Consider the following 21,251-nt stretch of genomic DNA (forward strand, 5'->3'; position numbering starts at 1 on the left):
CGAAGCTCATTGGGGCTCCACGCGCGAAACGCAGCGGAAGCCGACATGGCATGTCGTGGTGTCGATGGTTTGCGCCATGCGCGCGGCGGGCCGGTAGCGGCGGCAATAGCTGGGAGCGCAGAGATAGGAGCCGCCCTTGATGACTTTGCGCGGCAGGCGTGTTTCGGAAGACGCGATATCGTAGCTGCTGTCCCGGCTGCCGCCCTTCGGGTTCTCAAGCGTGCAGCACGGGCTGTCGATCTGGCGATGGTCCTGATACCAGTCGGAAGTCCATTGCCACACATTGCCCGCCATGTCGGATAGGCCATAGCCATTGGCGGGAAACGCGCCCGCGGGCGATGTCCATGCGAAGCCGTCATCGAGGCTGTTGTGCCAGGGAAACTCGCCCTGCCAGGTGTTCGCCATCATGCGGCCGCCGGGATGAAGTTCGTCTCCCCAGACGAACTCCGCGCCCTCAAGCCCGCCGCGCGCCGCAAATTCAAACTCGGCTTCGGTGGGAAGATCCTTGCCGGCCCATCGCGCATAGGCTTCGGCATCTTCATAAGCGATGTGAACGACGGGGTGCTGCGAGAGCCCTTCAATCGAACTTCCGGGCCCCTGCGGGTGCCGCCAGTCAGCACCCGGCACATAGGCCCACCAGTGATAGGCATTGTTCCGGTCAACCGCGGCCGGGGGCGGTGAAAAAACAGCGGAGGCCGCCACCAGAAACTCCGGCAGCGCATCGGGATAGTCCTCCGCCCTTGGAGGCCGCTCGGCCAGCGTCACGTACCCTGTGCTGGCAACGAAGCGGGAGAACGCGTCATTGGTGACGGACGTGCGGTCCATCCAGAATCCGCCAACCCGCACGCGATGCGCGGGTGCCTCCTCGGGATAGTGATGGTCGGACCCCATGCGGAATATGCCGCCGGGAATCCACGCCATTCCAGCGGGAGTGGCGTGCTCCATGAAGGCCTGCCGCTCAGTCCCCGACATTGAACATTTCGGATGCATCGGGAAGCGCCGTCTCGGAATGCGTCGTGAGCCTCACCGCATCGAAGAGGAAAAGCGGTGGCGACATTTGCGCAGCCAGTTCGACGATCCGCGCCTGCAGCTTCTTGACGATATCCGGGTTCTGCTCCGCGAGGTTGGTGCTCTCGGACGGGTCCTTGGCGATGTCGAACAGTTCAAGCTTGGGCGGCAGCACCGCCTTCCACACCAGCTTCCAGTCACCCTGGCGGACGGTGCCGGCCATTGGCTCGATGTTGTAGACGACTTCGCTGCGCGGCGGCGGCGCGCCATCGGCAATCGCCGGCAACATGTCCATGCCGTCCAGCGGCTTGCTCTTTTCAGCCTTGCTGCCCGCCACCGCGGCCATCGTCGCGTACATGTCGGTGACATGCATCATGCCATCGAACACGCCGGGCTTGATCTTTCCCGGCCAGTTGACGAGCGCCGCCACGCGCGTGCCGCCCTCATAAGTGGTTCCCTTGCCATCGCGATAGGGGCCATTGTCGGCGGGAAGCTTGCCCTTCACCGCGCTCTCGCCCGCGAACATCGGGTTGGTGACGCCGCCATTGTCGCTCTGGAAAACAATGAGGGTATTATCGCGCATGCCGCGCTTCTCGAGGGCCGCGACAACTTTCCCGACCTGATCGTCAACCACCGAAATCATCGCCGCATAGCCCCGGCGGCTCTCGTCGGCGATGTGGCTGTAACGGTCCAGATATTCCTTGGGCGCCTGGAAGGGCGTATGCGGCGCGGTGAAGGCCAGATAGAGGAACAACGGCTTCTTGCCGTCATGTTCGTTGATCACCCGCACGGCTTCACGGCCGAACAGGATGTTATCGTAGCCATCTTCCTTCAGCGGCTTGTTGTTGCGGAACCAGTCCATGGTGCCGTTGTCGGCCCGGTGGGTGAAATGATTGATCTCGCCCAGCAGCGCGCCATAGAAGGAATCGAAGCCACGCTGGCGGGGCCACATCGCCGTCTTGGCCTGGCCCAAATGCCACTTGCCGCTCATGGCGGTGGCATAGCCCGCATCCCTCAGCATCTGCGGCAGCAGATATTCGTCAGCCGCCACGCCATAGGTGCCGCCCTGCGGAATGACGGCGGTTTGCAGGCCATAGCGGAAGGGATAACGGCCCGTCATCAGCGCCGCGCGGGTGGGCGTGCACATGGGCTGGACGTAGAACTGCTCGAGCCTGGCCCCCTCCGCCGCCAGCTTGTCGATATTGGGCGTCTTGATATCGGAGCCATGATAGCCGACATCCTTCCAGCCCTGATCGTCGGTGATAATATAAACAATGTTGGGCTGTTTTGTTGCGGCCTGGGCATGCGATGCACGCGACACAAGAGCGGCCGCGATCAGGGAGGCAGTGCCTGCAAGGAATTGCCGCCGCCCGCGATTGTCAACCGCGCCGCAAGATTCAGGACCGCAATCGCCGCCAGAAATGCCCATGCCGTTCTCTCCCTAAAAGTACCGCCCATCGGGCTGGTGAAATTCCTCCACGCACCGACCGCCTGCCAGTTGGGCTTGGCCATCCGCCGCGTTTTCCGGAATTTTTGATTAGTCGGGCATTCTCAACTCTGCTACTCACGGCGCGCAAGCTTGCGCCCAAGAACGCAAGCAAAATTGGTCTAGGGATGTAAGCAGGATGATCGGGCAGCCTTCGCGCGCGGTGCCGCTTCAGGCAAATCCGCTCGTCGCCACCTCCAGCCTTGATGAGTTCGCGCAAGCCATCCGCCCGATTTTTGGCGTGCTGAACCTCGGCCTGACCGGCGGCCAGAAGGGATTTCGCGCCACCGCCAATTTCAGGAAACTTGAACACTCCGGGCTCTACTACGGGCACTATGACGGGAGATTGAATGTCTCGATTCCGCACGCCAGCTTTATTGCGCAGGGGCTGACCATCGGAGGATCGGTGGATTACAGTTCCGGCAGCGGTAGCGCGATCCTGCGCAAAGACGAGCTTCCTTTTCCCGTGTTTGAAAGAAGCAGGATCAAGCTGGATTTTAGCGAAGGCCACCGGCATCTGGCCTTTTGCATGCGCCCGGATGCGGTGCTGTCGAAATACAACGCCATGCTGGGAATTGGCGGTGACCGGCTCCTCAATCTCAACCATGCGGCCCCACCGCCCGCCGCGCAGCTAAATAGAATTCCGCCGCCTGCTGCTGGTCCTGCTTGAGGAACTTGAAGCGGATCAAGACCCCGCGCCTGCCATTCTCCTCCACGAATTGGAGCAGGCGCTGATCACCACCTTCATCACCATGAACCGGCACAGTTTCAGCCGCTACCCTGCGATCCGGCCCGCCGATCTGGCGCCGTGGCAGGTGCGGCGCGTCGAGGAGTATTTCGCCGCCAACTGGGACCGGCCAATCGATATCGAATCGGTGGCCGCGACGGTCAACGCAAGTGTCCGCAGCATCCAGTATGCGTTCAGCAAACATCGCGGCTATTCGCCCATGGATTTCCTGCGCCGCGTGCGGCTTGGCCACGCCCGCACCCTCCTGCTGCGCGCCGAGCCAAGCAGTTCCGTCACAGCCGTAGCATTTGCCTGCGGCTTCGGAAATCTCGGACACTTCTCCCGGCATTATTTTGAGGCATTTGGAGAACTTCCGTCGGAAACGCTGACGAGGGGCAAGAGCCGGCACTGAATCGGGGCCGTCAATGCTTTTTGCGGGAAGATTCGCAGGTTTGTTGCACCTGCCAACAGCAGTTCATCGAGCCGCTCGCGCCACGGCCCGATCCTTGGCAGCGGCTGGTACTCGCGCTCGTAGTGGAACTCCGCCCCCGTTCTTCATTCCACTCCCGGGTCGGCGTTCAATCGTTCCAGCAGAAAATGTTCCAACGCCCGTACACGCCGCCGTTTTGGCTCTTCGGTGGGCAATATCATGAGATACTGCTCGGGGGCGTCCATCTCGGTATCGGCGATGCGCACCAGGCGCCCGCTCGCAAGTTCCTCGGCAGCCGTCATGGCATCGGCGATCGCAAAGCCTGCGCCAAGCGCGGCCAGATCAAATGCCATCAGAGGATGCGGCACGGTCAGCCGCGTGGGAGGGACTTCACTTTCGAGACCACAGGTGGCGATCAGCCGCCGCCAATCCGCCCCATCGTCATAGTGGATTAGAGGATGGCGCAGGATGTCGTTTGGCGTTCGGATGCCGGGTGAGCGATTCAAAAGGCGGGGGCTGCATACAGCAAAGAAAGGCAAGGGTGTTCCTGTCAGAAGGGCCTTGCGTTCCCCGGGCGCATCAACCTCGCCGAATGAGATGATGAGATCGCAGCCCTCTGGCGGAGGTGATTGAGTGCTGATCGACAAGTTGAGTTCGCGGTTGGCATCCAGGAATTCGGAAAGCAAAGGCAAAACCCGTTTCGCCAGAAGAAGCGGCGAGCAATTGACGCGAAGTTCGCCCCGCATCGGGCCAGCGCCAAGCGAAACGAGGCGGTCCGCGATGGCATCAAACGCGCCACGCAACGCCGGCAAAAGCATCCGCCCGGTGGATGTTAACGCCAGCGGCCGCGTCGACCGGTCGAAGAGCGGCATTCCCAGTTGCACCTCCAGTGCGCGGACCTGATGCGAAATGGCACTTGTCGTCACGGACAGCTCATTTGCCGCCTGCCCCAACCCGCCCAGGCGCGCGGCAGCTTCAAACGCCGCGAGCCCCCCAAGGCTCGGCAGCCGCCGGGACGAGAGCAGCCTCCCATCCTTTGCGGGACTGGATGATGACGCGGAAGCACGGCCCGGCCGCTTCATGTTTCAAATTTTCCTCAACTTGATTTGCAAAATCATCCTTTGCAATTCAATACCCTTTGAATTGTCATGTGGGAACCATCGTTTCAAGTGAAATTGGCCACCCATGACCGACGTGCTTGGCATCCCGCCCGTTTTGTCCGTGCAGGCGCTCGCCGTCCGGTATGGGCACGTCCGTGCGCTCGATTGTGTCGACCTCGATGTCGCGCCCGGTGCGTTCATGTCTCTTCTTGGGCCTTCCGGTTCGGGGAAAACGACAATGCTCAATGTGATCGCGGGATTCATTGGGCCTTCCGAGGGGGTGGTGCGCCACAACGGCAAGGATATCACCGCGATGCCGCCCGAGAAACGCGCCTTTGGCGTCGTGTTTCAGGGATATGCACTGTTCCCGCACCTCACCGCGCTGGACAATGTCGCCTATCCCCTGCGCATGCGCGGTCTCTCTCGCGCCGAAAGCCGAAGGCGCGCGGCGCCGATCCTCGAACGCGTTGGCCTTGCCGGAATGGCGGGACGCCGGCCTTCGCAGCTTTCTGGCGGGCAGCAGCAGCGGGTGGCCATGGCAAGGGCGCTCGTCTACCAGCCCTCCATCCTCCTTCTGGACGAACCGCTATCTGCGCTTGACCGCGATTTGCGCAGGCGGTTGCAAATCGAATTGAAGGCATTGCATCGGCAGGAAGGCCGCACATTCGTGCTGGTCACGCATGATCAGGAAGAGGCCATGACCCTTTCGGATCATATCGCGGTGTTTCGTGCGGGCCGGGTGGTTCAGGTCGGCACGCCGCAAGAGCTCTACAGGCGGCCAGCGTCACGGTTTGTCGCCGAATTCGTGGGCGAGGCAAATGTGGTGCCCGCCGATGCCGTGCAAGCCGGGCCGGCGGGGAAATTCGCGGTACTCCGCCCCGAGGATGTCCGGCTTTCGCGCGTCGGCGGCACCAGCGCGACGCTGACGGATCTGGTTTTCGCCGGCGACCGCTGGCGCGCGATGCTGCGCGACGGAGCCGGACGGGAATGGCTGGCAATATTGCCGGAAGAACAGCGTGCGCAGCTCAACCCGCTGCCGGGAGAACGGCTGGCGATGAGTTGGCCGGAAGGAAGTGCCTGGATCGTCGCTGAAGACGGCCAGGCCTGAACACAGGGAGAAAGAGAAATGCAGGAAAAATTACGATTGACGCGCCGCCAGGCTTTGGCGGGCATGGGCGCAACAGGCCTGCTCGCGGGAACCGGGCAACACGCCCGGGCGGCTGGCGGTGACCTTGTCATGGCGAACTGGGGCGGCGATGCCATTGCCGCTTACGAAACGGCTTATGCCGATCCGATCAAGGCGGCCACCGGGCTGACGCTTCGAATTGACGGCAGCGGCCCGCTCTAAGGCACCATCAAGACCCAGGTTGAAAGCAAGGCGGTGCTGTGGGACCTGGCGGATGCCGAAGCCTATTCGGCGATCAGGCTTGGGCGGCTCGGGCTGCTTGAGACTGTCGGAGACCTTGCGGTCGATGCCGCGCCGCAGGCGGCGGATCCTCATGCCGTCCCCTATTCAACCTTCAGCTATGTGATGGCCTACGATGCCAAGAAGTTTGGCGATGATCCGCCGAAAACCTGGGCCGACGTCTGGAATGTCGAAAAATATCCCGGCAAGCGGGCGTTTTACAAATGGATGAGCGCCAATCTCGAATGCGCCCTCCTGGCTGACGGCGTTCCGCCGGACCAGCTTTATCCGCTCGACGTGGATCGCGCATTGCGCAAGTTCGAAGAGCTGAAGCCGCACATTCTCACCAACTGGGGCACCGGATCGGAAAGCCAGCAGCTGTTGCGCGATGGCGAAGTCACCATTTGCCACATGTGGCATACCCGTGCGTTCCTGCTGAAGCAGGATACGGCCGGCGCCGTCGATTTTACTTTCAATCAGGGAATTCTGGATCACGGCGTCTGGGCGGTTCCGAAAGGCAACCCGGCGGGGCTTGAAGCCGCGCGCAAAGCCCTCGCGGTAACTCAGGATCCGGCTGTACAGGCAAAGTTGATGGAGGCCTACAAATACGGGCCGACCAATCCGAAAGCAAATGACCTCATCCCCGAGGCGCTACGGGCGGTCAATCCGTCCGATCCTGCCAACCGGTCCCGGCAGGTGATCAAGAATAACGCCTGGTATGCCGATAACTATGGAACGGCGCTTGACCGGTGGCTGGCGCTTTTTGGATGAAAACGGCGGCGGGATGGGCGGACGTGCGTTTGATGGGGCTTGTGCTGCCCCTGCCGCTTGTCGTTGCATTGGCTTACGTTATCCCCTTTCTCGGTCTCGCGGGCTGGAGCTTGCGGAGCGCGGAAGGGGGCTTCTCGCTGGATGCATACCGCGACTTGCTGACCACCGGAAGCTTTGTGCCAATCATGGCCCGGACCTTTCGCATTGCCGCACTGACCACGATGATCAGCGTCGTCATAGGCGGGCTCCTTGCCTATGTATGGGTATTCGCGGAACCCCGGATGCGGCTTCTGGTCGAGATCACGGTATTGGTTCCGTTTTGGATTTCGGTTCTGGTGCGCGCCTTTGCCTGGCTTGTGCTGTTGGGCCGGAGCGGGCCGCTCAGTGAAGCCGCGTCCGCGCTGGGCCTTACCGACGGGCCAGTCTCCTTCACGCGCAATGAATTCGCTGTCGTTGTTGGGATGGTGCACTACATGATTCCCTATGCGGTGTTTCCGATCCTGTCGGCGCTGCGTGCGATGGATCCGCGCCTCCTGCTCGCCGCGCAGAGCCTGGGCGCGAGTCAGGCCAAGCGCTTCTGGACGGTGCTTGTTCCGCTTGCCATGCCTGGCATCGCCGCGGCTTCCATCATTGTGTTTGTCTTCGCACTTGGTTTCTTTGTCACTCCGGCGCTCCTGGGAGGAGGCCGTGTGATGCTTGTCGCCGAGTACATCTACACTCAGATCTTCCAGCTTGCGGATTGGCCCAAAGGCACGGCGGCAACGGTTCTGCTCATGCTCTGCGTCGGAGTCCTGTTCGGCGTTCTGGCGCTGACACAGCGGACATGGAGGCGGCGTTGAAGAGCGGCCTTTCTCCTCGCCGTCCGACCCTCGTTGCGGCAGCCTTCGCGCTGGCTTTTCTCATCGCGCCAATACTTGTCGTGATTCCGGTTTCCTTCACGCCGGAACGCTATCTTTCGTTTCCCGATGGCACCCTTTCGCTTCGCCACTATCAAACTGCGCTGGGCGACCCGGTTTGGCTGGATGCCATAGAGACGAGCCTCATCGTTGGCCTCGTCTCCGCGGCAATCGCCACGGGCCTCGCCCTGCTTCTGGCGGTAGGCCTATGGCTGCGCCCCTCGCGATGGAGGTTTGTGCTGACAGGCCTCGCCGCGATACCGCTGATTGCCCCGCAGATCGTTTCGGGAGTCGTGCTTTACGTGGCGGATGCCCGGCTGGGGCTGGTCGCGACCCATGCCGGACTCATCCTTGCCCACACAATTCTCGCCGCGCCCTATGCGGTGATCGCGCTTGGCGTCGGCACCGCGCGGCTGGACCCCGCGCTCGGCCGCGCCGCGCAGAGCCTCGGCGCCGGTTTGTGGCGAACGGCATGGACCGTTGCCGTTCCCAACCTGCGCTTGCCAACCGCCATCGCCTTCGGGACCGCGTTCGCCGTGTCGTGGGAAGAAACGGTCACGACACTTCTGGTGTCCGGTGCCAGCATCGCCACGCTTCCCAAGCGCATTTGGGAGGGGCTCCGCTTCAACATTGATCCGGCGATTGCCGCAATCAGCACGTTGCTGATTGTCCTCACCGTGATCATCGTGCTGGCGGCGCGTTTGATTTCCGCGCGTGTTGCGCGGGAGGGGAGCCTCCGCGATGACCGGCCAGTCCCGGGCCATGATTAACCTCAATAAAGAGATGACAGCGATGAACAGCATCAAGAAGGACTACAACGGCCTCGTCATGGGGGCTTTCGAGGAAGCCTTTGTCGGCGAGAAGCACCTTGCCTTCGAGCCGCAGGAATACAAAGACCGGCTCAACAAGCTGCGCGGCATGATGGCGAAGGCCGGCATCGACATGATGTGGCTGACCACGCCCGAAAGCGTCTGTTGGCTGCATGGCTATTACGCCAGCTGGTACAAGGCGAACTCGCCGATGCGCTATCCGCAATGTTACGGCACGGCCGTTCATGTGGATCACGATGAAATCCTGCATTTCGATAACCCCACGGAAATGCCGATCCTCGCCGCGATCTCCGTTTGCGAGAACCTCTATTTCTTTTCCTCGCGGGACGCAGCCGACAACATTCCCTTCGTCATGAATGAACTGTCGTCGCGCGGCTGGCTGTCCGGGACGGTCGGAATGGAAAAGTGGAGCTACCTGCCCAATCCGGCGATTTCCGCCATGTTCGAAGGCGCGTTCCTCACCAACGGTGCGCGGGTCGTTGATGGCAGCGCCTTGCCGAGGGGCGCGCGCCTGGTCAAATCGCCCGCCGAGATTGCGAAGATCGAAATGGCAGCGGGTTATGTGGACATCGGCTGGCAGGCAATCCTCAAGGAGATCCGCCCCGGCATGACGGAGCTCGATCTCTTCGGCCTCACCACGGCGGCGATGATGAAGGCGGGCAGTGAATTTTCCGCTCTCATCCCGATATTCAACACGATGCCGGTGCGCGACGGCCGGGCGATCTCGACCGGCCATGCGATGGCCGGGCGGAGGGTGATTGAAGCCGGGCAATTCCTGTGCGGCGACATCTGCGGCGTGCATGACCGCTACCATGCGAATGCCATGCGCGGCGTCTACCTCGGCGATCCGCCCGCCGCCATGGCCAACAGATACCGGCGCGCCGCAAGGGTTTTCGATCTTTTCCGGACCGAAGTGAAATCGGGGATGACGGTGCGCGAGGTCAACGCGCTGATCAAGCTGTGCCTGGCCGAAAATGGCCTGGATGGCGGGGAAGGATGGGTTCTGGGATATGAACTTGGACTGAGCCTGCCGCCCGACTGGGTGGGAGATTTCTATTTTCATTATCAGGATACCAAGTATCTCGACCGCGTGTTCGAGGAAAACATGGTCACCAACCTGGAAAGCCTCTTCAACACATGGCTGATCGACACCGTGGTCTATACGCCCAATGGATGCCGTATCCTGTCAAAAACGCCGCTGGAGCTGATGGCCACCGGCTAACGGCCGCGCCTTCGAACCGTCAATCCTCGACATGTTCGCTGAGGGTCTTGAGATAAGCGCAAAGCATGTCCGCCATAGCATCGGCGTAGTCTTCGATCTCCACCACCGACCGCGGCGTTTCTGAAAAGCTTTTCCCCGCCGCGCTCAGCGTTGTGAAGATCAAGTCGCCTGCCAGTTCACGCGTCTCGTCCGCCGTGTTGGGTAACGCCTCACGCATGAACGCCTCGATGACCCGGTCACCCTCCGCCCGCACGTCCTGTGCTTCGGGAGCATCGCGATAAAGTGGAGCAGCATCGTCGAGCGCCACGCGAACGGTCGCCTCATCGCATTCCGAGCGGAAAAAAGTATGGACGAGGATTCGTAGCCGTTGGAGCGAAGACTTGGCCGTATCGCCAAGGATCGCCTTCCACAGGTGGGTTGTTTCCCGCCATTCGTCGCTTTGCAGCCGGAACAGGATAGCCGCCTTGTTCGGAAAATACTGATAGAGCGACCCCACGCTGACGCCTGCCTTCTCCGCCACCCGCGCAGTGGTGAACCGGGACGCGCCCTCCTTCGCCAAAACCTGAACAGCCGCCTCCAGGATCGTTGCAACAAGTTCGGTCGAACGAGCCTGTTTGGGCTGTTTTCGTGAGGAAATCCGGGAGTTTGGGAGATCCGTCATTTGAACTTTCATAAACGCGATTAGAAAATGCGACGAAATAATCGTATTTTGTAACGCATGACGAAGCAACACTTTCCCGGATCAGACATCTTTATGACCACCTTGAATGAAGCACCGCTTGCACCGCTCCTGGAGCGTCTGTTCGCGGAGGCCGAAGCGGCGGCCAGTCCTGCAATGTCCGCACTCTCCGATGGGGAACTGGACCGAATGATGCACAGCAAGACGGAATATCTCCGTCTTTACAGGTTAATGAAAGACCTGTGGCTGCCCGTTTCGCGAGAGACGGGTGTATTGCTCTACATGCTCGCACGCAGCTCGTTCGCGAAAAGCATTGTCGAGTTCGGCACATCGTTCGGCATTTCCACTCTGCACCTGGCGGCCGCGCTGCGCGACAACGGCGGCGGCCGTATCATCACCAGCGAGTTCGAGCCATCCAAAGTGGTGCGGGCACGCGAGCATCTGGCCGAAGGCGGCCTTGCAGATCTGGTGGAACTTCGAGAAGGCGATGCCCTGAAGACGCTGAGCGCCGATCTCCCGGACGCGATTGACCTGCTGCTGCTCGACGGAGCGAAGCCGCTCTATCCTGAAATCCTGAGCCTGGTGGAAAGCCGCCTGAAGCCCGGCGCGCTCATCGTCGCGGACAATGCCGATTTCTGTCCGGAATATCTGCAGCGCGTCCGCGCATCAGGCGGGGGCTACATATCCGTGCCCTTCGCAAAGGACGTTGAACTCTCCATGCGGGTGGGCTGAGCGATGGCCTGTCCTGCCTGCAGTCTTTTCGACGTCGTCGTCGAAAAGGTGGCTATGGTGATGCCGCGCATACACTGTTCGGCATTTCGATCCGGTGTCGAGGAGGTCGGAACTCGACTTCGTTCTGCACGGCGACAATGGCCCTGCATCAGCTTGGGCCGCGCGCGTCAAATCGGGTGACACCTTCAGGATCAGCACCACACATCCGCGTCAAACCATCTTGGGAGAAAGCAATGCATGTGTTCATAACGGGTGCCACCGGCTGGGTCGGTTCGGCCGTCACAGATGAGTTGTTGAAAGCAGGCCATCAGGTCACTGGCTTCGTGCGAGACAAGAACAAGGCGGCGGCTCTTTCAGCGGCTGGCGGGCGGATCATCGAAGGGACACTCGACGACCTCGATGTGTTTCGCAAAGCGGCATCGTCGGCCGATGCCGTGATCCACGCCGCCTTCAATCATGATTTTTCGAAATTCATGGAAGGCGTGGCGCAAGATCAGCGGGTGATCGAGACGCTCGGAAGCGCGTTGCAGGGGTCTGACCGGCCCATGCTCGTTACCTCCGGCCTGCTTGGGTTGTCGGCCGGTGCGACCGAGAAGGACATTCCCGGTCCCGGGCCGCGCAAGTCGGAACCGACGGCCAGGGCGCTTGCCGAGCGCGGCATCAAGGTCGCGACGGTGCGTCTTGCGTCTTGCGTCCACGGAATTGGGGATTGGGGCTTTGTGCCGATGCTCGCGCGAATGGCGCGACAGACGGGCGTATCTGCATACATCGGCGGCGCCGGGAACAACTGGTCCGGCGTTCATCGGTTGGACGCTGCGAAGGTCTATCGGCTTGCCCTTGAACAGGGTATAAGCGAAGCTGCCTATCATGCGGTCGCCGATGAAGCCGTTCCGTTCAAGACGATCGCGGAACTCATTGGCCGGCACCTCGGATTGCCCGTCGAGGCGAGAGACCGCGATCACTTCGGCGGGTTTGCTCACTTTGCGGGCGCGGAACTGTCTGCCTCCAGCGCCAAGACCCGTTCAGTCCTAGGCTGGAACCCCACCGGCCCGAGCCTTATCGCCGATATCGACCAGCCCGGCTACTACGGCTGACTTTCCAGCGTGACGGTCAAAACAAGCCCGCCCATTCTTCAATTTTTTGACGGTGGAGAGAGATTGCATGACCGAAGCCAATTCACAGTGCGACCTTGCCGCAAATCCCATGATCATTTTTGGCTGATCAAGACAACGCCGGAATGGCTGGCGCTTCCCCCACTCGGAGACGATGACGCTTTGCCTTTGGCAAGACCGTTCTTGATCCAATCCTCGCAGGCAGCCAAGGCATTTACGCCCCGGTGGTTATGGTTTGTAAGCTATTGAATTTATTAGAAGAAATTGGCGCGCCCGACAGGATTCGAACCCATGACCCCCAGATTCGTAGTCTGGTGCTCTATCCAGCTGAGCTACGGGCGCGCAACGGGGGTGTCTCTAGCCCGCACCGCCTGCAAACGCAAGCCCTCAGGCTGAGCCTGTTCTGGCGTCTTCACCCCGGCGCAAGCGGCGCGCTATGCTGAGAGCATGGCCAGCGAATATCCCGAGCATTTCGTGCACCGCCTCGAGATTTTGTGGGGCAGGGGCTTCATGTCGCCGGGTGGCGCTTCCGAGGTGCGGGAGATCTTCAAGGGCCTCGATGTGGCGGGCAAGCGTGTGCTGGACATCGGCTGCGGCATCGGCGGCCCGGGACTGGTGATCGCGGGCGAACTCGGCGCCGGGTCCGTGACCGCCGTGGATGTGGACGCTGAACTCCTCGGCCGGGCCGCCGCCAATGCGGAAGAAGCCGGATTGAAAATCGATTTCCGTCTCATCGCTCCCGGGCCGTTGCCGTTTGCGGACGGGAGCTTCGACATCGTGTTCAGCAAGGAAGCCTTCCTGCATGTGAAGGACAAGCTGGCGCTGTTCGTCGAAATCCGCCGCGTGCTGAAGCCCGGCGGCGTGCTGGCGGCCAGCGACTGGCTGGCCGGTGAAAACCGCGAAGCCTCGCCCGAATGGGCGGCCTATCAGCGCCTCGCCAGCTATTCCATCATCCCCGCCACGGCGCGGGAGTGCGCGCTGATGCTGGAGGAAGCGGGCTTCATCCATGTCTCAACCCGCGACCGCAACGCCTGGTATGCGAAGCTCGCAGGCGAGCATCTGGCGCAGATCGAAGGGCCTTTGAAAGCCGAGCTGATCGCTGCCTCCAGCCCTGAGATCTATGCTGATTGGGCAAACATGCGCCGCGCCCAGACAGCGGCGGTGCAGGCCGGAGCCATGCGCCCAACCCATCTGCGCGGGGTAAAACCGTGAGCGACATTTTTTTACTCGACAACATACCGACCAGTAGGTATGCTATCTTCATGAGCCAGACGGAACATCCCTCCCGCACCCGCATTCTCGATGCAGCCATGAAGGTCATCCGCACCCGGGGCTATGCCGCGACGACGGTGGACCAGCTCTGCACCGAGGCGGGCCTCACCAAGGGCGGCTTCTTCCATCACTTCAAGGGCAAGGAAGATCTGGCGGTGGCCGCCGCCTCGCATTTCAACGACATGGCGGGTCATCTCTTCGGCACCGCGCCTTTCCGCGATGAGCCCGACCCGCTGCTGCGCTTTCTCGGCTACATCGATTTCCGCATCGCCATTTTGCGCGGCGAAATTCCGGAATTCACCTGCCTGCTCGGCACCATGGTGCAGGAGGCCTATGTCACCAGCCCCGCCATCCGCGAGGCCTGCGAGCGCGAATTGTCGAGCCATATGAATTGGCTGGCGCGCGACATCGAAGAAGCGCGGGAGTTCTATCAACCGCACGCGCCGTGGACGGCGGAAAGCCTCGCCGCCCATACGCAGGCCGTGCTGCAGGGGGCTTTCATTCTCGCCAAGGCGAAAGGCGGGCCGGAGATTGCCGTCCAGTGCGTCTCGCATTTGAAGCGCTATGTCGAGCTGCTGTTTCACGTTCCAACCAAGGAGGAAAGACCATGAAGCCGTTTTTCTGGTACGACATCATGACGACAGACGTGGAGGCCGCCGCGGAATTCTATTCCTCCGTGGTCGGATGGACGGCGGCGGACAGCGGCGTGCCCGGCATGTCTTATACGGTACTCTCCACCAACGGCGATGGCCGCGCCGGCATCATGGCGAAGCCGGAGGGCGCACCGTTTCCCAACATGTGGACGGGCTATATTCTTTCGGATGACGTCGACGCAGATGCGAAAAAGGCGGTGAAGCTCGGCGGCAAGCTGTGCAAACCTGCGGAAGATATTCCCGGCGTCGGCCGCTTCGCCGTGCTCGCCGATCCGCATGGCGCCATGTTCAACATCATGAAGCCCAACAGCGATCAGAAACGCCCGGAGCCGAAAAAGGGTGAAGTGGGCACCATCGGCTGGCACGAATTGCACGCGGGCGATCTCGCAACAGACTGGGCGTTTTACGAAAAGATGTTCGGGTGGCAGAAGCTGCGGCCCTTCGACATGGGCCCGATGGGCATCTACCAGATCTGGAGCATGGTTGAGGACAATCAGGACTCCGGCGGCATGATGACGAAAATGGACCAGATGCCCGAGCCGATCTGGCTGTTCTATTTCACCGTCGATGGCATCGAGGCCGCCAGGGCGCGCGTGGAAGCGGGCGGCGGCAAGGTAATCATGGGGCCGATGCAGGTGCCGGGCGGCGAATGGGTGCTGCAGGGCTTCGATCCGCAGGGCGCCATGTTCGCGCTGGTGTCGCTGGCGAAGTGAGGGCGGAAATGGTCAGTATACAGAAGATCAGGCCGTGCCTGTGGTTCGAGGGCAATGCCGAGGAGGCTGTGAACCATTATCTCGGCGCGTTCCCTGATTCGAAGATCACCCACGTGGCGCGCTATGGCAAGGAAGCGCCGGGCAGGGACGGCATCGTGCTGCTGATCGAGTTTGAACTGGCCGGCCAGCAATTCATGGCGCTGAATGGCGGCCCGGCGCAATTCAAGCCGAATGAATCGCTGTCGCTCGCCGTCAACTGCGAGGACCAGGCGGAGGTGGATCGCGTGTGGGACCATCTGGTGAAGGGCGGCAGGCCTGTGGAGTGCGGCTGGCTCGTCGACGCCTATGGCTACCGCTGGCAGGTGATCCCGCGCCGCATGATGGAGATGATGCGCGAGGGCACGCCCGCCCAGCGCTCGCGCGCCATGTCCGCCATGATGAAGATGGTGAAGTTCGACATTGCCGCGCTGGAGAAAGCCTACGCCGGTTGAACGGAACCGCGCCCGCAGCGTGGCGTTCTCTTCCCAAACCGAAGGAGGATCGGATGGCTTATGTCGATGGCGTGGTGATCGCGGTGAAGACGTCTGGCCGCAAGGAGTATGAAGCCTTCTCACGCAAAATGTCGGCGGTGTTCAAGGATCATGGCGCGCTCCGTGCTGTCGACTGCTGGGGCGCGGATGTGCCGGACGGCAAGCTCACCTCGTTTCCGATGGCCGTGAAAAAAGAGCCGGATGAAACCGTGGTGCTCTCCTGGGTGGAATGGCCCTCCCGCGACGCGCGCGACAAGGCGTGGGAGAAAATCCGCAAAGATCCCGGCATGCAGCCCGGCGGCAACCCCATGCCCTTCGACGGCAAGCGCATGATCTACGGCGGGTTTGACGTGATCGTGGATGAGTAGGGCGCCGAGAGGTTAACCAGCGAGAGCGAACTGCCGTGTCGGCGGAGGAATGTTGCGGCCCAACTCCTGCGCTGCCTCAATCCATACCATGATTGCGTCCTGCACGTTTGCCAGAGCTTCCTCCGGCGTTTCCCCATCGCTCATGCATCCCGGAAGATCAGGCACGGATGCAAAAAATCCGCCGCCTTCTTCCGGGGGTAGAGGCTGCAGGACGACCGGATATTTAAGATCGCTCACGACAGTGCCCTGACCGTATCAACGAATTTAACAAGATGGCGGATATATACAGGTTTAACGGGGTCTCTTGAAAGGGATTGTCAGAATCTCGTTCATTTTGGGATGCGCGATCTTGTAGTGCGATGAACCTGATTGCGATGCAGTACAGGATATTGCGAAAGAACCGCACACAGATTCGATATCGGATATCGTCCAATCTCCGCGCGGATTTGCGCGCATCTGCTCCAGCCGCTTGTCCATGATTTCCCCTTTGATGACTGGATCATGGGATTCCAACTCCCTTCAGTGATCCGTCAAACAAAAACCCCGGCGTTTCCGCCGGGGTTCTTTGTTTCAGCAGATCGCTGAGCGTCTGGATTAGAAATCCATGCCGCCCATGCCGCCCATGCCGCCGCCGCCCGGCATCGCGGGGGCCTTGTCCTTGGGCTTCTCGGCGATCATCGCCTCGGTGGTGATGAGGAGCGAAGCGACCGAGGCCGCGTCCTGCAGCGCCACGCGCACGACCTTCGTCGGGTCGATGATGCCCTTGGCAACCATGTCGCCGTATTCCTCGGTCTGGGCGTCGAAGCCGAAGTTGCCGGTCTTCTCCAGCACCTTGCCCACGACGATCGAGCCTTCCACGCCGGCGTTCTCGGAGATCTGGCGGATCGGCGCTTCGAGCGCCTTCGACACGATCTTGATGCCGGCCTGGATGTCGGCGTTCGGAGAGGAGAGCTTGTCCACCGCCGCCTTGGCGCGCAGCAGCGCAATGCCGCCGCCCGGAACGATGCCTTCCTCAACCGCGGCGCGGGTGGCGTTCAGCGCGTCATCGACGCGGTCCTTGCGCTCCTTCACCTCGACTTCCGTCGAGCCGCCGACCTTGATCACCGCAACGCCGCCCGCGAGCTTCGCGAGACGTTCCTGCAGCTTCTCCTTGTCGTAGTCCGAGGTGGTTTCCTCGATCTGCGCCTTGATCTGGCCGCAGCGGCCTTCGATGTCGGCCTTCTTGCCGGCGCCGTCGACGATCGTGGTGTTTTCCTTCTCGATGCGGACGCGCTTGGCGCGGCCCAGCATGTCGAGGGTCACGTTCTCAAGCTTGATGCCGAGGTCTTCCGAGATCACCTGACCGCCCGTGAGGATCGCGATGTCCTCAAGCATGGCCTTGCGGCGGTCGCCGAAGCCCGGAGCCTTGACGGCCGCGACCTTGAGGCCGCCACGAAGCTTGTTGACGACGAGGGTGGCAAGGGCTTCGCCCTCGATGTCCTCGGCAATGATGAGCAAGGGCTTCGAGGTCTGGACGACCGCTTCGAGCACCGGCAGCATGGCCTGGAGGCCCGACAGCTTCTTCTCGTGCAGGAGGATATAGGGATCCTCGAGCTCGGCCACCATCTTGTCGGCGTTGGTGATGAAGTAGGGCGAGAGATAGCCGCGGTCGAACTGCATGCCTTCGACGACGTCGAGTTCGGTCTCGGCGGTCTTGGCTTCTTCAACCGTGATGACGCCTTCGTTGCCGACCTTCTGCATCGCCTGGGCGATCATGTCGCCGATGGCCTTTTCGCCATTGGCCGAGATGGTGCCGACCTGGCCCACTTCCTCGGAGCCCTTTACCTTCTTGGACTGGCTCTTGATGTTCTCGATGGCGGCGGCGACGGCCATGTCGATGCCGCGCTTGAGGTCCATCGGGTTCATGCCGGCGGCCACGTTCTTCGCACCTTCGCGCACGATGGCCTGGGCCAGAACCGTGGCGGTGGTGGTGCCGTCACCGGCGAGATCGTTGGTCTTGGAGGCCACTTCGCGCACCATCTGGGCGCCCATGTTCTCGAACTTGTCCTCGAGCTCCACTTCCTTGGCGACGGTGACGCCGTCCTTGGTGGTGCGCGGCGCGCCGAAGCTCTTGTCGATAACGACGTTGCGGCCCTTGGGGCCGAGGGTGACCTTCACCGCATTGGCGAGAATGTCGACGCCGCGCAGCATGCGCTCACGGGCATCAGCCGAGAAGCGGACTTCTTTAGCAGCCATTGTGCTACTCCTTGTTTATAGATGAAATGATGTGAAGCTTAGGACTTAGGCGGCCTTCTTGGAGGCGGACTTGCCTTCCATGACGCCCATGATGTCGCTTTCCTTCATGATCAGATATTCGGTGCCGTCGATCTTGACCTCGGTGCCCGACCACTTGCCGAACAGAACGATGTCGCCGGCCTTCACGTCGATGGGGATCAGCTTGCCGGCTTCGTCGCGGCCGCCCGGGCCAACGGCGACGATTTCACCCTGCATCGGTTTTTCCTGGGCGGTGTCCGGAATGATGATGCCACCCTTGGTCTTGGTGTCTTCCTCAACCCGCTTGACCACAACGCGGTCGTGCAAAGGACGGAACTTCATGTGTTAACTCCTCGTTTTTTAAGGCGTTTTGCAAAACTTTGAGCCCGCAGTGCGGGTGCGTTAGCACTCTCATCTAATGAGTGCTAACTGCCACATCGGGGGAGATAGGACGAAGCCTTGGGGGCGTCAAGGCCCCGTTTCACGAAAAAGTGGCAGGTGGTGAAGGACGGCGGCTGACCTTCAGCCGGATGCCGTTTTCAGATCGCACGGTGAGCCTGGCGATGGGCTTTGGCTCAAACCCCGGCACCGGATCGAATGTGTAACGACGGACGAGGCCAGACAGGATGATGGCTGCCTCCTGCAGCGCGAAAGACGCCCCAAGGCAGACGCGCGGCCCCTTGCTGAAGGGGATATAGCATTGCCGCTGCGCTTCCGTTGTGGCCGGGTCATCGAAGCGCGAGGGATCGAAAGTGTCCGGCTCCGTCCAGTAGCGCCTGTGGCGCTGCATCAGCCAGGGCGAGACGGAGACCATGGAGCCCTTGGGCAGCACCTTGTCGCGCATCGGGCATTCCCGTGCGGCGGCGCGTGGCAGGAAGGCGACGGGCGGATAAAGCCTGAGCGCCTCGGCAAACGCATTGCGCGTGGCCTCCAGCCGCTTCATGTCCTGGAACTTCGGCTCCCGGTCTCCGAAAATCTTCACCGCTTCCTTGTGCATTGCCTCCTGCACGCTTTGGTCATTGGCGATGAGATAGAGCGTCCATGACAGGGCGGAGGCCGATGTCTCGTGTCCCGCCAGAAACAGCATCGCCACCTGTTCGCACAATTCGCGGAGATCGAAATGCGTGCCTGTCTCCGGGTCTTTCACCGAGACGAGGGATTGCAGGATGTCTTGATGCGTCTGCGCTTCGCCGGCGTGGAAACTGTCGAAGCGGGCCTTGACGATCGGGTCCAGTACGCCGCGGATTTCTGCCGCTGACTCCTGGGAGACGCGCGTGCCCTTGCGCATCGCCCAGCCCGGAACGCCGACCGCTTGCGCGATGCCCTTGGCGAAGGCCGCTTCCTGAAAGCGCACGAAGGCTGCGAAGATCAGCCGCGCCTCCTCGCCCTCGAGCGGGCGCGAGAAGATGGTGCGGAAGATGATGTCCGCCGCCACATGCATCATCTCCTCGTCGATATTCATCTCCCCGCCATTGGCCTTGGCATCCATGCGCTGGAACAGCGCATCCGCCGCGTCGAGCATCAGGTCGAAGACGATCTTGATGCGCGCCTGCGCGAAGGCCGGGTCCATCATGCGGCGCTGGCGCTTCCACACCTCGCCATTGGAGACGAAGATCGAATCGCCGAGCAAAAGCTCCAGCATGTCGGAGATGACCTTGGCCTTTGGAAAACCTTCCGCCTCATCCACCAGCACGCGCTTCACGAGTTCCGGCTGGTTGGCGATATAGACGCGGCGGCCGGGGGTGCCGAGTTCGCCCATGTGCATGCCATAGGCGCGGTCTGACAGTGACGAGATGGTGCAGGAGCGCGAGCGCAGGAATTTGGCAGGGCGCAGCAGAAGCTGCAGCAGCATGCCGCGCTTCCGCATCGGCTTGGGGTAGGGCGGAATGAACTTGCTCATGCGCGGCCAAGCCGGAAGCGGTTGAAACTGGTGTTGCTTTGCAGGTGCCGGAAACGCCGTGCAAGCGTTTTATCTCCGGCGGTGATCAGGAAATAATCATAGTCTCCGGCGATTTCCGCCGCCATCAGATACTGGAAATGGGCGCGCGAGAAATCGCGCTTTAGCGTCTTGTAGCTCCCGGGCGAAAACAGCTTGGGAAACCGCGCCGAGACGAGCTTGGGGGAAGCGGCGGCGGCAAGGCCTGAAGCCGCGACGGGATCGGTGAGCGGGAAGCAGGCGCTGTCGATGGCGGCGGAAATGTCGATCCAGCTGATGCGGGGATCATGCGCCACCGCGATGAGTTCGCGGCGGTACGCTTCAGCGCCCGGCTGCAGGCCGACGAGGGGAATGGTGTGGCCCAGCGTCAGCAACGACAGCCTCGCGGTTTGAGCTTTGTCTTGCATGGCCCGTGCGGCGGCGGCGACCGCAAGCTGCGTGCCGACGCTGTGGCCGATCAACAGGACTTCATCCGTTGACGGATCATTCACTGCGGAGGAGATACGGGAGGAAAATTCATGTACCCGCGCTTCGATGTCATCTGCCTTGCCGCCGCCCTGATCGGACATGAAGGCGAGGATGCGCGCCAGCCAGAAAGCATTACTGCGCGGCTCGATGACGGGCCGGAGGGCGATCAGCCCGGCAAGCGTCACACTGGCTATCAACGCGGCCCAGCCGGTACTGGTGAAGAGCGCTGTAATCGCGAACACGACAAGCGCGATTAAGGCGGCCAGCAGAAGAAGTCCCGGCGCCAATGTGATGGTGAGGAACATCGGCCATGACGTGAACAGCACCTTTGCAAACACGCCGCGCCAGAGGAAAGCAAAACTGTAGCGGAGGATATCGCGGAGGATGGCGGACGTCGTCTTGCTCCAGCGGGCGCGCATGATGTCGTCATAGCGGAGGAAGCGGTACGTTGTGCGGGTCTCTCCTGCGTCGATGTCCCACTGGCTTTCGGCTGCATCCACATTGCGCCGCGCGCCAATATTCAAGGCAAGGCCGTTCACCGCTTGCTGCTTTGCGGCTTCATCGCGATAAAGGCGATGATAATGCGATGGCCCGCGCGGATCGTAGCCCTCGATATAAAAGACAATGCGGTTTTTAACGGTCTTCGGTTCGCTCACGCCG

General features: G+C 61.5%; 24 protein-coding genes, 1 tRNA gene and 1 pseudogene. 16 read left to right on the forward strand and 10 right to left on the reverse strand.

What is annotated here, in order from left to right; all coding sequences use genetic code 11:
- Nucleotides 1–6: 6 nt before the first annotated feature.
- Nucleotides 7–972 (reverse strand): formylglycine-generating enzyme family protein, encoded by a 966-nt coding sequence (locus QM694_RS17260; RefSeq protein WP_415008150.1) that lies wholly within the window; start codon nucleotides 970–972, stop codon nucleotides 7–9.
- Nucleotides 959–2,437, reverse strand: a complete 1,479-nt coding sequence (locus tag QM694_RS17265; RefSeq protein ID WP_415008151.1) for an arylsulfatase B — start codon at nucleotides 2,435–2,437, stop codon at nucleotides 959–961. The genes QM694_RS17260 and QM694_RS17265 overlap by 14 nt, the downstream gene beginning before the upstream one ends.
- 196 nt (nucleotides 2,438–2,633) lie before the next feature.
- Between QM694_RS17265 and QM694_RS17270 the strand changes: the two genes are divergently transcribed.
- Both QM694_RS17270 and QM694_RS17275 read left to right on the forward strand, forming a co-directional pair.
- Nucleotides 2,634–3,164, forward strand: coding sequence for a hypothetical protein (locus tag QM694_RS17270; RefSeq protein ID WP_415008152.1), 531 nt, complete (start codon nucleotides 2,634–2,636; stop codon nucleotides 3,162–3,164).
- Nucleotides 3,165–3,213: 49 nt separating this feature from the next.
- On the forward strand, nucleotides 3,214–3,633 hold the full coding sequence (locus tag QM694_RS17275; protein ID WP_415008153.1) for a helix-turn-helix domain-containing protein: 420 nt from the start codon (nucleotides 3,214–3,216) through the stop codon (nucleotides 3,631–3,633).
- A 143-nt stretch (nucleotides 3,634–3,776) separates the two neighbouring features.
- On the opposite strand, the gene QM694_RS17280 is transcribed toward QM694_RS17275, so the two are convergent.
- The gene (locus QM694_RS17280; protein ID WP_415008154.1) at nucleotides 3,777–4,733 is read right to left on the reverse strand and encodes a LysR substrate-binding domain-containing protein; all 957 of its coding nucleotides are present in this window, start codon (nucleotides 4,731–4,733) and stop codon (nucleotides 3,777–3,779) included.
- Between the two features lie 103 nt (nucleotides 4,734–4,836).
- On the opposite strand from QM694_RS17280, the gene QM694_RS17285 reads away from it, so the two are divergent.
- The 6 genes from QM694_RS17285 to QM694_RS17310 are packed head-to-tail and all read left to right on the forward strand — an operon-like array spanning nucleotide 4,837 to nucleotide 9,875.
- Nucleotides 4,837–5,859 carry an ABC transporter ATP-binding protein gene (locus tag QM694_RS17285; protein ID WP_415008155.1) on the forward strand — a complete coding sequence of 341 codons (1,023 nt, stop codon included), beginning with the start codon at nucleotides 4,837–4,839 and terminating at the stop codon, nucleotides 5,857–5,859.
- 36 nt (nucleotides 5,860–5,895) lie between these two features.
- On the forward strand, nucleotides 5,896–6,099 hold the full coding sequence (locus QM694_RS17290) for a hypothetical protein (RefSeq protein WP_415008156.1): 204 nt from the start codon (nucleotides 5,896–5,898) through the stop codon (nucleotides 6,097–6,099).
- Nucleotides 6,100–6,105: 6 nt separating this feature from the next.
- On the forward strand, nucleotides 6,106–6,927 hold the full coding sequence (locus tag QM694_RS17295; protein WP_415008655.1) for an extracellular solute-binding protein: 822 nt from the start codon (nucleotides 6,106–6,108) through the stop codon (nucleotides 6,925–6,927).
- Nucleotides 6,924–7,766 carry an ABC transporter permease gene (locus QM694_RS17300; protein WP_415008157.1) on the forward strand — a complete coding sequence of 281 codons (843 nt, stop codon included), beginning with the start codon at nucleotides 6,924–6,926 and terminating at the stop codon, nucleotides 7,764–7,766. The genes QM694_RS17295 and QM694_RS17300 overlap by 4 nt, the downstream gene beginning before the upstream one ends.
- Complete coding sequence (locus QM694_RS17305; RefSeq protein WP_415008158.1) at nucleotides 7,763–8,593, forward strand: ABC transporter permease; 831 nt, start codon at nucleotides 7,763–7,765, stop codon at nucleotides 8,591–8,593. Before QM694_RS17300 ends, QM694_RS17305 begins: the two co-directional genes overlap by 4 nt.
- 22 nt (nucleotides 8,594–8,615) lie before the next feature.
- Entirely contained in the window at nucleotides 8,616–9,875 is a 1,260-nt protein-coding gene (locus QM694_RS17310; protein WP_415008159.1) for a M24 family metallopeptidase, read from the forward strand.
- A 19-nt stretch (nucleotides 9,876–9,894) separates the two neighbouring features.
- Here the strand turns inward: QM694_RS17310 and QM694_RS17315 are convergent, their stop codons facing one another.
- Entirely contained in the window at nucleotides 9,895–10,536 is a 642-nt protein-coding gene (locus tag QM694_RS17315; RefSeq protein WP_415008160.1) for a TetR family transcriptional regulator, read from the reverse strand.
- A 93-nt stretch (nucleotides 10,537–10,629) separates the two neighbouring features.
- On the opposite strand from QM694_RS17315, the gene QM694_RS17320 reads away from it, so the two are divergent.
- The 3 genes and pseudogenes from QM694_RS17320 (at nucleotide 10,630) to QM694_RS17330 (ending at nucleotide 12,380) form a co-directional block, all read left to right on the forward strand.
- A complete protein-coding gene (locus QM694_RS17320) occupies nucleotides 10,630–11,286 on the forward strand; it encodes an O-methyltransferase (protein WP_415008161.1) in 657 nt (218 codons plus the stop codon).
- Between the two features lie 73 nt (nucleotides 11,287–11,359).
- Nucleotides 11,360–11,575, forward strand: a pseudogene (locus tag QM694_RS17325) (siderophore-interacting protein); the annotation flags it as partial.
- A complete protein-coding gene (locus QM694_RS17330; RefSeq protein ID WP_415008162.1) occupies nucleotides 11,520–12,380 on the forward strand; it encodes an SDR family oxidoreductase in 861 nt (286 codons plus the stop codon). The pseudogene QM694_RS17325 and the gene QM694_RS17330, both read left to right, overlap by 56 nt.
- Nucleotides 12,381–12,663: 283 nt before the next feature.
- On the opposite strand, the gene QM694_RS17335 is transcribed toward QM694_RS17330, so the two are convergent.
- Nucleotides 12,664–12,740: transfer RNA gene (locus QM694_RS17335), tRNA-Arg, on the reverse strand.
- A gap of 105 nt (nucleotides 12,741–12,845) precedes the next feature.
- On the opposite strand from QM694_RS17335, the gene QM694_RS17340 reads away from it, so the two are divergent.
- Genes QM694_RS17340 through QM694_RS17360 form a run of 5 tightly spaced genes read left to right on the forward strand, consistent with a single transcriptional unit; the run spans nucleotide 12,846 to nucleotide 15,934 of the window.
- Nucleotides 12,846–13,610, forward strand: coding sequence for a class I SAM-dependent methyltransferase (locus QM694_RS17340; RefSeq protein ID WP_415008163.1), 765 nt, complete (start codon nucleotides 12,846–12,848; stop codon nucleotides 13,608–13,610).
- Between the two features lie 50 nt (nucleotides 13,611–13,660).
- Nucleotides 13,661–14,281, forward strand: coding sequence for a TetR/AcrR family transcriptional regulator (locus QM694_RS17345; protein ID WP_415008164.1), 621 nt, complete (start codon nucleotides 13,661–13,663; stop codon nucleotides 14,279–14,281).
- On the forward strand, nucleotides 14,278–15,036 hold the full coding sequence (locus QM694_RS17350) for a VOC family protein (RefSeq protein ID WP_415008165.1): 759 nt from the start codon (nucleotides 14,278–14,280) through the stop codon (nucleotides 15,034–15,036). Before QM694_RS17345 ends, QM694_RS17350 begins: the two co-directional genes overlap by 4 nt.
- An 8-nt stretch (nucleotides 15,037–15,044) precedes the next feature.
- Complete coding sequence (locus QM694_RS17355; RefSeq protein ID WP_415008166.1) at nucleotides 15,045–15,527, forward strand: VOC family protein; 483 nt, start codon at nucleotides 15,045–15,047, stop codon at nucleotides 15,525–15,527.
- Between the two features lie 53 nt (nucleotides 15,528–15,580).
- The gene (locus tag QM694_RS17360) at nucleotides 15,581–15,934 is read left to right on the forward strand and encodes a DUF1428 domain-containing protein (RefSeq protein WP_415008167.1); all 354 of its coding nucleotides are present in this window, start codon (nucleotides 15,581–15,583) and stop codon (nucleotides 15,932–15,934) included.
- Between the two features lie 12 nt (nucleotides 15,935–15,946).
- Here the strand turns inward: QM694_RS17360 and QM694_RS17365 are convergent, their stop codons facing one another.
- From QM694_RS17365 to QM694_RS17385, 5 genes are all read right to left on the reverse strand, one after another.
- Nucleotides 15,947–16,171 carry a type II toxin-antitoxin system HicB family antitoxin gene (locus QM694_RS17365; RefSeq protein ID WP_415008168.1) on the reverse strand — a complete coding sequence of 75 codons (225 nt, stop codon included), beginning with the start codon at nucleotides 16,169–16,171 and terminating at the stop codon, nucleotides 15,947–15,949.
- Between the two features lie 357 nt (nucleotides 16,172–16,528).
- On the reverse strand, nucleotides 16,529–18,169 hold the full coding sequence (gene groL / locus QM694_RS17370) for a chaperonin GroEL (protein ID WP_415008169.1): 1,641 nt from the start codon (nucleotides 18,167–18,169) through the stop codon (nucleotides 16,529–16,531).
- Between the two features lie 45 nt (nucleotides 18,170–18,214).
- A complete protein-coding gene (groES, locus tag QM694_RS17375) occupies nucleotides 18,215–18,529 on the reverse strand; it encodes a co-chaperone GroES (RefSeq protein WP_415008170.1) in 315 nt (104 codons plus the stop codon).
- A gap of 139 nt (nucleotides 18,530–18,668) precedes the next feature.
- Entirely contained in the window at nucleotides 18,669–20,087 is a 1,419-nt protein-coding gene (locus tag QM694_RS17380; RefSeq protein ID WP_415008171.1) for a cytochrome P450, read from the reverse strand.
- Nucleotides 20,084–21,247, reverse strand: coding sequence for a hypothetical protein (locus tag QM694_RS17385; protein WP_415008172.1), 1,164 nt, complete (start codon nucleotides 21,245–21,247; stop codon nucleotides 20,084–20,086). Before QM694_RS17385 ends, QM694_RS17380 begins: the two co-directional genes overlap by 4 nt.
- Nucleotides 21,248–21,251 lie beyond the last annotated feature (4 nt).

Source organism: Aestuariivirga sp., from assembly GCF_047602625.1.
GTDB lineage: Bacteria > Pseudomonadota > Alphaproteobacteria > Rhizobiales > Aestuariivirgaceae > Aestuariivirga.